Origin of the sequence: Streptomyces roseochromogenus subsp. oscitans DS 12.976, from assembly GCF_000497445.1 — a bacterium.
GTDB classification, from domain to species: domain Bacteria; phylum Actinomycetota; class Actinomycetes; order Streptomycetales; family Streptomycetaceae; genus Streptomyces; species Streptomyces oscitans.
The window spans coordinates 9648019-9663240 of the sequence record NZ_CM002285.1 but is presented as its reverse complement, the minus strand read 5'-3'; the positions used below and the strand labels follow the sequence as shown (position 1 = coordinate 9663240).

Annotated in this window: 14 protein-coding genes and 1 pseudogene; 9 read left to right on the top strand and 6 right to left on the bottom strand. The window is 69.3% G+C overall.

The window, feature by feature from the left end; genetic code table 11:
- Positions 1–809: 809 nt before the first annotated feature.
- The gene (locus tag M878_RS91370) at positions 810–1367 is read left to right on the top strand and encodes a hypothetical protein (RefSeq protein WP_023544043.1); all 558 of its coding nucleotides are present in this window, start codon (positions 810–812) and stop codon (positions 1365–1367) included.
- Entirely contained in the window at positions 1364–1843 is a 480-nt protein-coding gene (locus M878_RS91365; RefSeq protein ID WP_023544044.1) for a helix-turn-helix domain-containing protein, read from the top strand. Before M878_RS91370 ends, M878_RS91365 begins: the two co-directional genes overlap by 4 nt.
- A gap of 363 nt (positions 1844–2206) precedes the next feature.
- Here the strand turns inward: M878_RS91365 and M878_RS95835 are convergent, their stop codons facing one another.
- A complete protein-coding gene (locus M878_RS95835; RefSeq protein WP_023544045.1) occupies positions 2207–2986 on the bottom strand; it encodes a hypothetical protein in 780 nt (259 codons plus the stop codon).
- A 180-nt stretch (positions 2987–3166) separates the two neighbouring features.
- Here M878_RS95835 and M878_RS91360 point away from each other — a divergent pair, with 180 nt between their 5' ends.
- Together M878_RS91360 and M878_RS91355 are read left to right on the top strand one after the other, a co-directional pair.
- Positions 3167–4129 carry a PIN domain-containing protein gene (locus M878_RS91360; protein WP_023544046.1) on the top strand — a complete coding sequence of 321 codons (963 nt, stop codon included), beginning with the start codon at positions 3167–3169 and terminating at the stop codon, positions 4127–4129.
- Between the two features lie 81 nt (positions 4130–4210).
- The gene (locus M878_RS91355) at positions 4211–4774 is read left to right on the top strand and encodes a hypothetical protein (RefSeq protein ID WP_158692591.1); all 564 of its coding nucleotides are present in this window, start codon (positions 4211–4213) and stop codon (positions 4772–4774) included.
- 13 nt (positions 4775–4787) lie between these two features.
- Here the strand turns inward: M878_RS91355 and M878_RS91350 are convergent, their stop codons facing one another.
- Complete coding sequence (locus M878_RS91350) at positions 4788–5486, bottom strand: hypothetical protein (protein ID WP_023544048.1); 699 nt, start codon at positions 5484–5486, stop codon at positions 4788–4790.
- A gap of 183 nt (positions 5487–5669) precedes the next feature.
- On the opposite strand from M878_RS91350, the gene M878_RS91345 reads away from it, so the two are divergent.
- The gene (locus tag M878_RS91345; protein WP_158692592.1) at positions 5670–6191 is read left to right on the top strand and encodes a hypothetical protein; all 522 of its coding nucleotides are present in this window, start codon (positions 5670–5672) and stop codon (positions 6189–6191) included.
- Between the two features lie 205 nt (positions 6192–6396).
- Here the strand turns inward: M878_RS91345 and M878_RS98135 are convergent, their stop codons facing one another.
- From M878_RS98135 to tap, 4 genes are all read right to left on the bottom strand, one after another.
- Complete coding sequence (locus M878_RS98135; RefSeq protein ID WP_023544050.1) at positions 6397–6549, bottom strand: hypothetical protein; 153 nt, start codon at positions 6547–6549, stop codon at positions 6397–6399.
- A gap of 319 nt (positions 6550–6868) precedes the next feature.
- On the bottom strand, positions 6869–7420 hold the full coding sequence (gene tpg / locus M878_RS91340) for a telomere-protecting terminal protein Tpg (RefSeq protein ID WP_023544051.1): 552 nt from the start codon (positions 7418–7420) through the stop codon (positions 6869–6871).
- An 8-nt stretch (positions 7421–7428) separates the two neighbouring features.
- Complete coding sequence (locus M878_RS91335) at positions 7429–7659, bottom strand: hypothetical protein (protein WP_158692593.1); 231 nt, start codon at positions 7657–7659, stop codon at positions 7429–7431.
- On the bottom strand, positions 7646–9817 hold the full coding sequence (gene tap / locus M878_RS91330; RefSeq protein ID WP_023544053.1) for a telomere-associated protein Tap: 2172 nt from the start codon (positions 9815–9817) through the stop codon (positions 7646–7648). Before tap ends, M878_RS91335 begins: the two co-directional genes overlap by 14 nt.
- A 215-nt stretch (positions 9818–10032) precedes the next feature.
- On the opposite strand from tap, the pseudogene M878_RS98685 reads away from it, so the two are divergent.
- The 4 genes and pseudogenes from M878_RS98685 to M878_RS91320 form a co-directional block, all read left to right on the top strand.
- Positions 10033–10752, top strand: a pseudogene (locus M878_RS98685) (TnsA-like heteromeric transposase endonuclease subunit); the annotation flags it as partial.
- A gap of 108 nt (positions 10753–10860) precedes the next feature.
- Positions 10861–12921 carry a Mu transposase C-terminal domain-containing protein gene (locus tag M878_RS50610; RefSeq protein WP_031223477.1) on the top strand — a complete coding sequence of 687 codons (2061 nt, stop codon included), beginning with the start codon at positions 10861–10863 and terminating at the stop codon, positions 12919–12921.
- Positions 12918–13928: a TniB family NTP-binding protein gene (locus M878_RS91325; RefSeq protein WP_023544055.1), complete on the top strand. Its 1011-nt coding sequence runs from the start codon at positions 12918–12920 to the stop codon at positions 13926–13928. Before M878_RS50610 ends, M878_RS91325 begins: the two co-directional genes overlap by 4 nt.
- A 31-nt stretch (positions 13929–13959) precedes the next feature.
- Positions 13960–14430 carry a TniQ family protein gene (locus M878_RS91320; protein WP_023544056.1) on the top strand — a complete coding sequence of 157 codons (471 nt, stop codon included), beginning with the start codon at positions 13960–13962 and terminating at the stop codon, positions 14428–14430.
- Positions 14431–15222 lie beyond the last annotated feature (792 nt).

Genomic DNA, 15222 nt, shown 5'->3' with positions numbered 1-15222 from the left:
CCCTGACCCCTCCTCAACTCCCGAAACCGACCGCTCACGTCATGAATACCCTGCCAGCATACACACCTAACCCGCTACCGTGGGACGGAATCCGTCGATGCATCACCCGAGCGCGCGAACCTATAACAAGGGTGATGCATCACTGTGCCTGCCTGTGTAGCATTTGGGTCCTTGCCGCCCCCCTCCGCCCGCGCCAATAACTACCGGTTAAATTCAGAATTGCGCGGCCGTAAATCGCTCAGCCGTAGAACGGAAGCTTCGATATGGGAATGCTGGAATTCGGCGTGCGGAGGTACAGGAGCCGAACGGCCGCTAGGCCGGGCGGCGGAACCACCCGCCGGCACCGGCCACGCTCCTTTGCTTTTGATCGTCACGGCCGGTACCACCCGAGACTCAGAGCCGCTGGTGCCGCCTACGGTCCGCACTCGCTCCACGGAGCCGCACGCGAAGCCGCCTCAGCCCCCGGACGGGGCCGACGCGCAGCAGCTGCCGGGCCGCTGGGGGATGGATCGGCGACCTCACCGGTCCGGCCGCCTGCTTCGCCGCTGCTGGAGCGGTTTGGAGGGTGCGGGGCGGGCCTCAGGGGGCGCGCCTCTAAAGATCAGATAGCGGCGACGCTGTGACCTGCGAAAACGCGGGCGATGCATGCACTCAGAGTGCATAGATCGTGGTCGCGGACGGTGAGATCCATGCACGTAGGTGAATAGATCGTTCCTGTCCAGAGACACGCCCGCCCCGTGCATGGATCCCCTGCATAACATCGCAGATCTGCTATGTTATGCGCCTCAACGATCATGAAGGAGAGGCCCGTGGCCCAGCCCTTGAGGCGGAGCGCGGAGGCGCCGGCGAAGGCGTCGCGGCTGGTCGCTGCTCCACCTCCGGCCGATGTCGTCAACGGCATGGAGTCCGCCCAGGACCTGATGCGGCGGTTCGAGAAGCTCGCCAAGAAGGGCGGCACCTTCTCGACGAACCCCGAGGTCAAGCCGTACGTCTTCTACGGTCCGCAGCACCTGAGCTTGTCCTGGGTGATCCAGGAGAACCTCTGGAAGTTCAAACTGTCGGCGATGTCGCGCGACGTGCTGGACCACATGACGACCAACCACGACGCCCAGGCCCTGGTGAAGATGACCCAGAGCTCGCTGGCGACGAAGTTCGGCTGCTCACAGTCGAAGGTCTCCCGGGCGATCGGGCAGCTGAGCCGCCACAACTTCGCGTGGAAGGAGCAGCGCGGGCTGTACCGCCTTAACCCGCTCTACGCTTACCGGTGGAACAGCACGAAGCAGCGACGGCTGGTGAAGTCACTCGAGAAGACGCTGCTCGCGCACCCGATCACCATCCCGACTGTGAGGAACGAGGCCACGCGATGAGCGACGACGCCGTCTCCGTCCCTGGTTTCCACAACCCGGAGATCTTCGAGGTCCTGCCGAACGCGTGCCTGTCGCCGACGGCGCGCGACGTGTTCGATGTCCTCACGGCCCGCCAGGAGCCCGGGGGCCTGGTCAAAATCCGGCAGCAGGACATCGCCGAACGCCTCGGGCTGACCCAGTCCGTCGTCTCCCGCGCGATCGGCCAGCTGCGGGATAAGGGCATCCTGAGCGAGCGGCAGCGCAAGGGCACGGTGCTCATCCACCCGCTCCTGGCCGGCTACGAGTCGCTGTCCCACATGGTCAACCACCTCAAGGACCCCGACACGTTCGTGTGGCCGCTGAACTTCCCCACCGGCGACATCCGGCCCCCGCGGGCCCGAGACGCCCGCACCGGCACAGACTTCGACCCCGACCCTGACGGCGGCGAGGACGCCCCGGCCCCTGAGGCCCGGCCCACCCTCCGGCTAGCCGGCTGAACCGCTGCACCACCACGGCGCCCCCCGTCCGGGAGGGCGCCGTCGTCGTTCCCGGCCGGGACGGAGCAGCACGCCGGTAGCACCAGCTACACCGGATCGTTTGGAGCAGCAGAACAAACCGGCGGTCGCCCGCTGTACCGCCCGGGGCCGGCCTCCGACCCGTGCAGCAGCCTTGTGCTACGCGGGCCCATGCAAATGCTGCGCTGCATCCACGACGCCACGCTGCTGCCATCCGACGACCACCACCAGGAGCACCAGGTCCCCGGCGCAGGCCCTCGCCTCACACCTGACAGCCTCACAGCGCACCCTGTCCACCAGGGGAAACGGGGTATGTGCCTCACAGCAGCGGTGGGGCAGCAGCGGTTACAGCACGGTGCCGTGCAGGGCGCGGCGGTCGCCGGACATCGCGTAGCGGCGGGCGGCGAAGCCATGCTCGAGGGGCAAGCCGATCTCCGCGCACAGCAGCGCCAGGACGTCGGCCGCGTCGCCGTCGGACAGGTAGGCCGGCGCGACTTCGAGCATCAGCTCCCCGATCGCGTAGGTGCTGGCGGCGAGTTCGTCGACGACGCGGCGGAGTTCGGCGAGCGCGGGATCCTCCGTCGGACCGGCGGTTGGTGGAGGTGGGGCGGTGCGGACGTCGCGTACGGCCTGGCGGACCACCGCGCGCACCGTAGCCGCGTCGAGGGCTTGCAGGCCGCTGTGGGCGAGCGTGGCGAGGCGGCGGGTGATCAGCTCCGTGACGTCGTCCGTACGGCTGGAGACGGCGATCAGGGCGCGCTGGGACAGGCCGTAGTCGAGCACGGCTGCGGAGGCTGGGCCGGTGTCTCGCGTGCGAGACGTCTCGGTGCCGGCGTCGACGGCGCGGTGGATCGCGGCCAGGGTGCGGGCGACGTCCAGAAGCCGGTACGCCTGCGCGCGGCTGATGCCGAACTCCGCGTCGCAGTACGCCTCCCACGTGCCGTAGCCGAGCGGAAGCCAGACACGGGCGGCGTGCGCGTCGCGGACCCGGGCGGCGAGCACCGCCATGGAGCGCCGGACGTCGTCCATCGCCTCGCGCAGCCTGGTCGTCACCTCCCGGGCCTGCGTGGTCGTCAGCGGCGGCTGCGCCGGTTCGGCGACGTCGTCCTGGTCGTGATCGCCCATGCCTCCATCCTCCTCCGCGCCGGTGGGCCGGACCAGGCGTACGGAAGGACAGCGCGCGAGCTCCGCCTCACAGCGTGACAGGCCCGTGACACCGCAACGAGGGGCGGGCGGAGCGGGCGCCAGCCACCCGCTGCTGCAAACCAGCGGTCCTGTGTGGCCCGCCCCTGGCAGGATCCACGCATGCTCATCACGCCCCGCCCGGGAACGGACCGGCAGAACCTCCTCGATGCGCTGCGGACCGTACACACAGCAGCATCCAACGAACGCGGCGCCGGTCATTCCAGCGCCTACCACCGGCTGCTCAGCTATCTGGAGTGGGCCCTGCGCTCAGCCCAGCAGCTGCGGAACCAGGTCAGCGCCGAAGACCTCACCGCCCTGGTCCTGACGAAGCGTCACGACACGCTCCTGGACGGCGTCGGGCACCTCGCGGGCACGGAGCAGCAGCGTCTTGTGAACCTGCTGGTGGACCAGGAACTGGCGGAGCGCGTCGAGACCCTCGAAGCGGCGATAGACCTGCTGCGGTCGCTGATGACCCGCTGGGACGGACCGGAGTGGTTCGTGGTCGCCGACTCCAGCTTCTACATCCAGAACCCCGACAAGCTGGAAGACGTCGACCTGCACCAGGTGCTGGGTCTGCCGTCCGGCGAGCACATCCGGTTGCTGTTCCCGATCGCCGTGGTCGACGAGCTGGACGGCCTGAAGGAGGCGGGCAAGCACCGGCCGCGATGGCGAGCGGGCCACACACTGGGACTTCTGGACGGCACGCTGAACGGGTCCCTGTCCGGGATTCTGCGCCGGCCTCGCCTCACCCAGGACGAAGTCCGCGGCCAGATCAGCCTGGAGATCGTCCTGGACCCGCCCGGGCACGTGCGGCTGCCCCTCGCCGATGACGAGATCATTGACCGGGCGGTGGCGATCCAGTCCCTCGCAGGGCGCCCTGTGCGGCTGTTGACCTGCGACACCAGTCAGCACACCCGCGGAAAGGCGGCTGGTCTGCAGGTGACGAAGGTGCCGGCGAAGGATCCAGGGCCGGAACCCGACTGGGAGGCTCAGGACAGGACCGGAAACGGCACCCGCGCCAAGCGTCGCGAGAGGCAGTCCGCCGACGCGGTAGCCCTCCAGGCAGACGGGTCGGCGGACTAGAGGTCCAAGGCGATATGGCCTGTGAGCCTCACGGGTGACAGGCGGCTGCGAGTGCTCAAGCACGCCCATACGATCCTCACCATGAGTAGCGAGATGGTTACCGTCCAAGTGGACCCGCGTGAGTTGCCGGCCGACAGCTTCACCGAATCCGACATCGCCAGGATCGAGCTGGTGTCTGCGATCGAATCCGCCGCGACCGCCCTCGGCCAGTACGCGCAGACGGTAGGCGAGGACCTGGCGCAGGCCGGCGACTATGCACGTCGGGCGAAAACCCTCCACCCGCTCGATTCGGTGTTGAGGCAAGCCGTGATCGCCGAGCGGGTCCGTGGGGCCAGCTGGGAGACGATCGCAGAGGCCCTCCGCATGAACGCGCCCGATGCTGAAGCACGGTGGGGTCATGCGGTAGAGCAGTGGCGTCGGGAGACGCCAGCAACCAGCCCCTACCGAAAGAACCCCGGGCGCGCTGCCGCCTCGGCTGACAAGTACATCACCACGGACACGCCCTACCAGTTCAGCACTGCCACCCGTCGGCCCTTGTCCGCCTCGCTGGACGCGGCCGCCCATCTCACCGGCCGCGACGTCACCGCGGCGGACCATGCGTTCGCCGGCACCGGCGGTCGGCTCGCGGCCAGCGCGAGAGGATGATCAGCCATCGGCGTCAACAGCCCTTGATGACCCGGCTGATCCCGTACGGAACCTCCTCCGCCACCACGAACAGCGGTTCCAGGATTCCCAGGTACACCGGATCCGTGTGGGGCGGGCTGTGCTCGGTCATCAAGCAGCCCGCCGCCTCTTCCTTCGTCTTGGGGTGGGCCGCTCCCTCATCTTCGGCGATCTCGACAACGAGCTCGATCGCGGTGTCCACGCCGTCGCGCAGATGGGCCCACCGCTCCGTCATTTCCTTCCGCTCGTCACGGAAACTGCGCTCGCGGTCGGGCAGGAAGTCGGCTGCCGGCACCGACAACGCCTCACGCAACCGGCCAAGGGTCGGCTCCTGGCACAGCTCTTCCACAGTGGAGGCCGTCAGCGGCGGTTTCGCTTGGGCCACGCGCTCCAGCACGGTGACGCCCAGGACGGCAGCCGAGGCCGCGTACCGCCAGGCGGCCAGCGCCGTGTGCCGCTCGTAGTCGGAGGCGCCGCTTGCGATCTCGTGGACGGCTTCCTCGTAGTACCGGAACGGCGACCGCTCCGTTGCACGCAGATCGGCCACGTCGCGAGCGGTGGCGAGGCGGTCCCAGATCGCGACCGCCGACTGCCACTCGTACCGCGCCGTAAGAAACGCTCCGTGCAACGACCGCAGCGCCTCCAACTCGATCGTCTTCAGCGTCCCGCAGTCATCGAACGGTGGAAACCGCACGCCACTCCCCCCACCCTGGCAGCACATACAGTGACCAGCACGGTACTACCCGAAATTGACGCGCGAGACCCGAGAGCCCCCCGACCAGCGGTCTGGCCGAAACACAGCGGGCCGCGCCGGATTCGAGCGGGCGGTCCGTGCGAGGACCGCCGCCGCACTCCGCCGACTCACTACGGTCAGCGCATGACCAGTAACGGCGTAGTCGTGGACGAGGCAGTCCGCGCGGCATGGGACTCGTACCGGATCTTAGAAAAGCGCACGTCAGAGGAGGAACGTCGGCAGGCACAGCAGCGTGTCCAGGCCGCGATGGTCACCTACGGCCGGGACGAAGTGTCCCGGGGCACGGTCTTCCTGGTGGGCGTACTGACCGCGCACATCATCGGCCAGCAGGATGGCGGAGGGGCGGACCGCCTCGATCCGCTCAGTGATCTGATCCCGGCCGTGATCCGCAAGCTGCCCAGCTTCGAACTGGCCGACCCCGCCCAGGTGCCCATGGTCACCGGCGTCCTCATGGCCGCGGCCATGGGCATGAACACCGTGGCCTGGCGCGACCAGTTCGGAACGATCCCACCGAAGGAAGCCCTGGCACACAACTTCGTGCTCTGGCTGCTTGCCGACCTCTTCGACAGCCTGGTCGAACAGCCCAGCGCCACCGACCTGCTCATGCGGGAGACCTTCAACTCCATGACCGCCGAACCCGGTTGATACCCGGGCACTGGCGCAGCGGCAACCATCGCCCTGAGGTTCCGCACGGCTACGTCCCATACGAAAGAGGCGCGCAGATGACCGACGTGCCCCAGCAGCCCACGGCCCTGAGCCAAGGGTGCAGCGACTCACCCGGCTGGAGGGTAGAGAGCTGCCGCCGACCCGGGCATCGCGGCGAGGCCAGTGCCGTATGGCGTACCGGCATTCAGTGGCGGCGGCGCTGCGCTGTGAGCTGCTCTCTCAGTTCCCACATCTCCCGGCGTGTGAAGCGGAACGCGAGCGTGGAGCCGAGCAGCATGCCGAGGATCAGCAGGAACGCGCCGGGGAGAATGAGTAGTCGTATGTCTTCGGTCGTCATCGGCCGTGCCTCCTCAACTCGCCGTTCGTGTCGCGCCGGCCGACGGCGGGGATCCGAGCGGCAGCCGGTGCGACAGAGCGCATCCTCCTGCGAGGTGGCAGGAGTGATGGGGTGATCACAATGCGCCACGATGACTGAAACACACAACCCCTTCACGCAAACTTCCTGCCGCATGCACGGACACCACGAGGAAGGCCGTCCGGGGCAGACCGCGCGGGGCCAAGTGGTCAGAGCCACCAGGAGCGGATGCGGTCGGCGGCGTTGGGTGAGGGGCGCGGCGCCGCACGGTATTTTCCCCTCCTGTGTTCTTCGTGAGTTCCTAGAAGGAAACGTCGAAATAGTCGATGTTGTTGAGGCTCACTTCGAGGCCCTGGGCACGCACTCCGCCGTCCTTGAAATAGATTTCCTGCAATCCCTCGGCCACGATTTCGCGCATCTGCTGGTCGCTGGCCCCGGCGTCGCGGGCGTCGAACAGGCGCTGCGCGTACACCGGGGGGAGGTGCACGGTCAGGCGCCGGAACCTTCCGTCGTCGGTCGTGCCGATGGGCGCGGTGTAGCCGAACTGGGCGCGGGTCTCGACCGTGATCCCGCCCGTGGTGGCGGCCTGGCGCTGCCGGCGCTTGCGGATCTGCGGCTGCCAGCGGGTCCGCACTGCGTCGTCGATCTTCGCGGCGACGTCGGCGCGGGGGTGCTTGCGGGCGCCGCGTCGGTAGCGGTTGACGGAGTCGGCGGTGACGCCGATCTCCTGGGCGACGGCCTTCGCGCTGCCCAACTGCCGGATGAGGTAGCCGATCTGGCCCTTGAGTGTCTTGGGCGGATCCTTGGTGAACGCCTCCCGGTCGGCGCGTTCCAGCGCGGCATGGATCTCCACGGTGCTGCTCAGCTCCCTTCGGGGGTGGGGTCCGGCTCGACCAGGCGGAACCAGGTCTCGCGGGTCTCGTGGAGGTCGTGCCGCCCGAGTTCGAACCGAGGCGATCCGCGGTGGGCGCGCAGGGAGAACTGCAGGGACCTCATGCGCGCTTCCAGGCGGTCCAGCGTCCGCTCCAGCTCCGCGCCGGCCTCCAGCGACGGCGTGCCGGTGTCGGTGGCCACCGGGCTACTCGCCCTCATCGAACACGGCATCGTGGCCGTCGCCCTTGATGTGCCGGGCGGGGTTGTAGCCCTGCTCCATCAAGTCGACTGCCCACGAAAGTTCCTGCACTCCCTCCACCTTCGCCAGGCCCGGCGTCGGCCCGAGGCGGAAGCCTCCCGGCTGGGGCTTGCCAGAGGCAGCGTACGGCAGGAAGTCGAGCGGGCTTGGGCCGGGCGAGGGGTAGACGACGCAGTCGGAGAGCACGGCCAGCGGGTACAGGCCCGTCATCTTCGCCATGTTATTGAGCTTGCGGTGCATGTTGACCCGGGCCTTGCTGATGACGGCGGCCCGGATGTCGGGGCGCCAGGTCGGGCGCTCCAGGGCCGGCCACCGCTCCCCTTCCTTGTAGTGGCGGCCCTGCGGGCGCTCGCGGAGCTTCCCCACGCCGCCCTTCACGGTCGCCTTGATCGCGGAGAGTACGGCGGCCAGGGCCGGGTCGACCTGCTTGTGGCGCTCCATCGCGGCGAGGAACTCCGCATCGGACAGGTCCCGGGTGACGCCGAGGTCGGCGAGGGTGTCGACGTAGGCGTTCTTGAGCCGGTCGTGCCACGGGTCCAGGTACGCGCCGGTCTCCCGGCGCAGGTACGCCTCGATCGGCTGGACGTCGTAGCCGAGTTCCTGGGCGTAGGCGACGGTATGCGTCTGGTACCAGGCCGGGCTCGTCGGACGGCTGCCGTCCGGGGTGAACGGGCTGGGCAGGCGCGGGTCCAGCTCGATGTGGGAGAGGTCGACCAGCCAGCTCCCGGGGATCTTCGGGTTGAACTTCGGGGCGTGGAAGTGGTCGGGGGCGCTGAGGCCGACGACCAGGCGAGCCGCGGCAGCGAGGAACGCCGTGTTCAGGTCCAGGCCGACCGCGAAGGGCAGTAGGCACTCCTCATCGCTGAGCAAGTCGACCGGCCGCACCCACTGGTACGCCTCCTCATTGAGGAAGCCGCCGGTCCAGCCCGAGTTCACGACGACGGGGTGCTCGGGGGTGGCCTCCGGCGGCGCCGGGTCCATCGGCTCCGTCCCCAGCGAGCCGGGGTTGGGGCCGGACACCCAGTTCCCGGTCTCCGGATCCTGCACCGGCCGGGTGGGCGGGCGCAGCGCCGTCATCAGCTCCAGGCCGGAGACGGCGGTGGAGCCTCGTGGGGTGATGACCCGCTGGGCGTAGACACCGAGGACGCGGGCGATGTCGGCCGGTTCCATCTCCGCGACGCCGGGCCAGGACCGCTCATCGAGGGCGTCCCAGGACAGGATCGCGAGCTGCACGCACTGCCGGTCGCGGCCCTGGGCCTTGCGGTAGATCCGCGCCCACGGTCCGAACCCGCGCTGCGTGAGCTGCCACTTCGCCTTCACTACCTGCTTGACGACCGGGTGGTCCTCCGGGAGGCGCAGGGAGCGGCGCTGCTCGTGACCCTCCAGGCGCTCCGGCAGCCCGAGCTTCACGGCGGCCGCGGCGGTGAGCACGATCAGCGGGTCGCTTTCCTTGCCGTAGCGGTTGAGCTTCGGCGCACCGAGGCCCGACTCGCGCAGCGTCCACTCCACCAGCTCCGGCACCGTGGTGGCCGGGCAGTCGAGCACGATGCCGTCGACGCCGTACGCGGAGCCGTCGCCGTCCAGCACGGCGAGCGGACCGTGCGGGAACCGCGGGTCGGCGGCGGGCTTCACGGCCTTCTTTGCTGCCGGGCGCCGTGACGACGTCACCGGGCGGCGGGCGGCAGGGCGCTCCGGCACGGCCGGGGTGAAGGGAGCCTCCACTGGCGTGGCCGTCGCCGCCTCGGGCGCGATCGGGCTGGTAGACGTCTCCGACGCCGTCGGCGAGGGCGCGACGGCGGCCGACTGGCCGGTGAACGTCTCGGGCACCGGCACCGTCGTGCCCTCATCAAGGGCAGCGGTGTCGGCGGCCGGGGCGGGGTAGATCTCTGCGAGCTTGTTCAACAGCCGCGCGTACGCCTCACGTTCCGGGCCGCGAGGCTCGGTCGGTTTCCTGGCGGACTCCCAGCCGGACACCGTCGCCCGGCGCACCTTCAGCGCGGCGGCCACCTGGTCCAGCGTCAGGCCGTGCGCCTGGCGCAGCCGCTTGCGCTCCGCCGCCGGCGGCAGCGGAGCACGGGACGCGACCAGCGCGTCGACCGCGTCGAACAACTCGGACATGAAACACCTCCTGACCCACATTCTACCCCAGAACCGTACGTGACGCGTACGGTTGCCGTACAAAACCCGTACGGCTTGAGGTCTGACATGCGTGCGTCCGGAGTGGGGGTGATCTCTCGCAGCGAAGGTTGAGCGTTGTCATCGAAGGTTGGTGACCGATAGGTTTTCTCACCGAAGGTTGAGTGATCGTTTAGGGCTGACTGTCTGGGGAGACGGTGGGGGAACCGGTACGCGCGTACGGCGACCCCGTGCTCAGCGCCTTTGACCTGGACTTCTTGGACGGCGGACAGCGCCGCCGCACCGCGTTGGGTGCCGGATGGAACGTCAGGTTCGAGGCGGTGCCGCCGGTACGCGGGTTCCGGTGGAACAAGGGCGACCGCAGTTTCCCCGGCTGGTACTACGCGGTGACCACCGGCGATCATGTGGGCTACGAGTCGTGGCTGGAACGGGACCGGCTGATCCTTTTGGACTTCGACCCGGACGTGGTGGGGATCGCCTCCCAGCCGTTCTGGTTGCAATGGCGCGACGGCGGTGCGAAGCGTCGGCACGCGCCTGACTACTTCGTACGGTTGGCCGACGGTCGCGCCCAAGTCGTCGACGTCCGCGCCGAGGACCAGGTCGACGAACGGACGGCAGAGGCCTTCGCCGCGACCGAGCGGGCCTGTTCGGCGGTGGGCTGGGAGTTCGTGCACGCCGGGGTTCCGGATCCGGTACTCATGGCGAATCTGCGGTGGCTGGCCCGCTACCGGCACCGGCGGTGCGGCCGTGAGGCGGACGTCGCCGAAGACTTGATGGGTATCTTCCGGCAGCCGCGCCGGCTGCGGGTGGGAGCTGAGGAGGCCGGCGACGTCCTGCGGGTCCTGCCCGTGCTGTTCCACCTGCTTTGGACCGGAGTGCTTCGTGCTGACCTCGGCGGGGCCTTGCTCAGCAGTGGCACTGTGGTGCGTGCGCCGAACGGGATGGCCGGCGGGCTGGGGCATGGGGGCCGGGGGCACGGCCCGCTGCTGCGGCCACGGCCGGGCACACGCAGGGAGGAGAGCCAGATGCGCAGGCTGTCGAGGCCGGCCTCGATCGGGGTGGGCGACCGGGTGCGGTTCACCGGGCAGAGTCGGGCAGTGCTCGCGGTGTCCGCCCAGGCGGTGATCCTGTCCGACGAGGGTGGCTCGCCGCGTGAGGTCCCGCTTGCGATGCTGCTGGCCGATGACAGCTTCAAGGTGATCAGCAGCCCGGAGAGGATGCCGCTGCCGCCGGTGTCGCTGCTGGAAGCGCTTCCGCAGCGAGCGCGGGAGAAGGCTCTGTGGTGGGAGGGCCACATCCTGGAAGTCCTCCACGGCATCGACCCCACCGCGGGTGAGGACGCCCGGCCCCGGCCCGAGTACGACCCGGCTCGCCACTCGCTGACCGCGCGGGAGCGGGCCAAGGCGGCCGAGTTGACGGCGGCGGGCTACCGGGTCAGCGTCAGCACTGTCGGCAACTTCCGCCGCCGCTACCAGGCCGAGGGCCTGCTGGGGCTGGCTGACCGCCGGCCGGTTCGCAAGAGGCCGCGGTTCGGCACGGTCGATGACGCGGTGGTCGAGGCCATGCGGCAGGCGATCAAGGAGGGCGAGGACGACTCCACCCGCACCGGCACCTACATCATCTGGCGGACCGGCGAGATCCTGAAGGAAGCGGGCGAGCCGGTCGAGTTGCCGTCGCAGGCGACCCTCTATCGGCTCCTGGCCAAGCTGTCGCAGGGCAACCCCGTCTCGGCAACGGCCCGCAACCGCCGCTCGAGAGCACACGGGGCGACGGCGCCGTTCGGGCAGTGGACGGTGTTCGCGCCGGGCGAGGTGGTGCAGATCGACTCCACCCCGCTGGACGTTCTCGTCCGCCTGGACGACGGGGTGGTGGGCAAGGTCGAGCTCACCGGCATGGTCGACGTCGCGACCAGGACGGTGACCGCGGCGGTGCTGCGGCCCACCACCAAGTCCGTCGACGCCAGCGTGCTGCTGGCCCGCACCGTCACCCCTGAGCTGATGCGCCGGGGCTGGGTGGACGCCTTGCGGATGTCGAGGTCGGTGCTGCCCTACCGCCGGCTGCTGGACATCGACGAGCGCCTGGAGCACGCGGCGGCGAAGCCGGTGATCGTGCCGGAGATGATCGTCTGTGATCACGGCAAGGCGTTCATCTCCCGCAACTTCCGGGCTTCCTGCCGCTTCCTGGAGATCGACTTCCAGCCCACCCACAAGGCGGCCCCGTTCCAGAAGGGGCACGTGGAGAAGATGCTGGACTCCGTCGGCACGCTGTTCGCCCAGTTCGTCGCCGGTTACACCGGCCGCAGCACCGACCACCGCGGCCGCCATCTGGAAAAGCAGCCCCTGTGGTCCCTGCCCGAGCTGCAGGAGCTTCTCGACGAATGGCTGGTCGCGAAGTGGCAGAACCGCGAACACGACGGTCTGCGCGACCCGTTGCACCCGGGGCGGTCGTTCACGCCGAACGAGAAGTACGCCGCCCTGGTGGAAGCCTGCGGTTCCGTCCCGGTCGCGCTCAGCGCAGAGGACTACATCGAGCTGCTGCCGTCGACCTGGCGGGCGGTGAACGACTACGGCATCAGGATCAAGCGCCGCACCTACGACGGCCCGGACCTGATCCGCCGCCAGCACTCCGGCGTCACGGAGAAGAAGGGCTTGTGGGAGGTCCACTACGACCCCTACGACATCTCCCGGATCTGGGTACGCAACCACCACGGCCAAGGCGAGTGGATCGAAGCGACCTGGAAGCACCTGCGTCACACGCCGGTCCCGTTCGGGGAACTGGCCTGGGACCACGCCGCCCGGGGCCTGCCCGAGGGCACCGAGGCGGAGATCGCTCAGGCGGCCGCCGCCCTGCTGACCCGCGCCCACGCCGGCCCCCAGGACACCGCGGCGAAGCCGAAGAAGCGCACTCGCCGGGACAAGCGGGTGGCCGCCCGCACCAAGGCGACCCCGCCGGTCCCGACCCCGCCACCGGCCCCACATCCCGCACCGGAACCTGAGCCACAGCGGGCGGAAGAGGAAGAACCGCTCGCCAAGGTGATCCCGCTGGGCCTGTTCGACCCGCTCGCCGACCCCTGGAAGACTCGATGACACACCCGCAAAACCTGCTCGACCCGTCGGCCGACGAGCCGCAGGAGCCGGACCAGCACCTGACGACCCTCGCCGGCTGGCGGGCCTTCGTCGCTGACCAGCCCGTCATACCCGAGCTGCTGAGCGACACCGACCACGCGAAGCTCACACCGGCCGAACGGACCCGCTACGACGAGGACCGGATCGACCACCACACCCGGCTGCTGGTGGTGGCGACCTCGACCGTCCAGCACACGGTCACCTGCGGGCGCCGCCTGGTGCTGCTGAACCGGCACGCGGTCAGCGCCCGCCGCGGCCTGATCGTCTCCGGCCCGGCCGGCACCGGCAAGACCACCGCGATCACCCAGCTCGGCCGCGCACACGAACTCCTGGACCGGGCCCGTCATCCCGGCGTGAGCGACCGCATCCCGGTCGTCTACATAACTGTCCCGCCGGCCGCCACACCGCGCATGGTGACGGTGGAGTTCGCCCGCTTCCTCGGCCTGCCCACCCGCTCGCGTTCGAACATCACCGACATCCTGGAGTCGGTCTGCGGCGTGTTGACCGACGCCCGGGTCGGCCTGGTCCTCGTCGACGAACTGCACAACATCTCACTGGCGACCAGATCCGGAGCCGAGGTCGCCGACACGCTGAAGTACTTCTCCGAGCGCATCCCCGCGACGTTCGTCTATGCCGGGATCAACGTCGAACGCAACCTGTTCGACGGCACCCGCGGACAGCAGATCGCCGGACGCTTCACCCTGATCCCCACCGCCCCGCTGCCCTACAACAGCGAATGGCAGGGACTGGTCGCCACCCTGGAGAACTCTCTGCGGCTCCACGCGCACAAGCCCGGCAGCCTCACCGGCCTGGACCGCTACCTCCACGACCGCACCGGTGGCATGATCGGTTCGCTCTCGCACCTGATCCGCGGCGCCGCCCTGGACGCGATCCTCACCGGCAGCGAAGAGATCACCGAGCAGAGCCTGCAGGCGATCCCGCTCGACCACAGTTCCGACTCCCGCTAACCGCCGAGCGGGAAAGGACCGCCACCGCACGATGCCCACCACGAACACCGGCCCGAAGCTGGCTCCCCTGCCCATGCAGGTCAGGCCCGTCCTCGGTGAAGGGATCGCCTCCTACATACAGCGCTTGGCACAGGCCAACCACCTGTCGCCGGACGAGCTCACCGCTGTCCTCTGCCCCCGCGGCAGGGCCCGGCCTCCGGAGCTGCACCTGCTCGCCCAGCTCACCAACAGCACCGTCGATGCCCTGCGACGCGCTCTCCCCGACGCACCAGGACGTGTCAACACCGACCCGAACCGCGCAGGACCGTTCCCGCAGCGGGTCGACCATGCACTCCCAAGCCTCTTCGATCGGGTCGATCTCCTCATGGCGCTCGGTGAGGCACTCCACTTCGGTGTCCACCGAAACGTCCTCCGCCACCGCTATCCGCGGCTCAGACGCCACCTCCTCCGCCTCGCACTCCAGCACCAGCCACGACAACATCGGCCACCCCACCTGAGATGACCACGTCCAGCCCACCACCCGCCCGTCTGCCCATACAGATACGGCCCATCGCCGGCGAAGGCTTCCGGTCCTTCATCGAGCGCCTCGCCGCCGCCAACCACCTCAAGGTCACCTACTTGCGCCACTACCTGGTCGATCCGCCGTGGTCAGGAAGGGGTTCGCCCAGCTGGGAGCGTCTGGCCGCCGCGGTCGGCCGGGACGCCTCTTCCCTCAAGGAGATCCTCGTGGGCGCTCGGTGTGTTGAATGCGGGGCTCGCACGTTCCAGCCTCAAGGCGGCACCGCACGGCAGACCTGCTCACAGGCATGCCGGCAGAAGGCATACAGAAGACGAAACCCGAAGCCGCGAGAGGAACGCCGCCTGGCCTGCTGGAGTTGCGGCACGAAGCTGACCTTCGCCGGCCGCGGGGCAATTCCCCGCTGGTGCTCAGATGCCTGTCGCCAACAGGCATACCGCCAGCGCCGGCGCGAAAAGGCCGAGGCCCGGACCTCCCGGGAACCAGCCTGCGGCGTCTGCGACGCTCCGCTCGGACCTGGCCGACGCCGCTGGTGCTCGGACCGCTGCTGCCACACCGCCTACCGCCGCCGGCGATTCGGCACCCCCAGGCAGCAGCCCACAACATGCGCCCAATGCGCCGGCCCCCTCGAACCGGGCCGCGGTAATCGACTACGTCTGACGTGCTCAGCCGCCTGCCGCAAGAGACGTTCCTACCTGCGCATCAAAGAACGGGACCGCCGTGATCGATCACTCAACCTTCGCTGAGAAACGCTTAACCTTCACTGCGACAGAACAA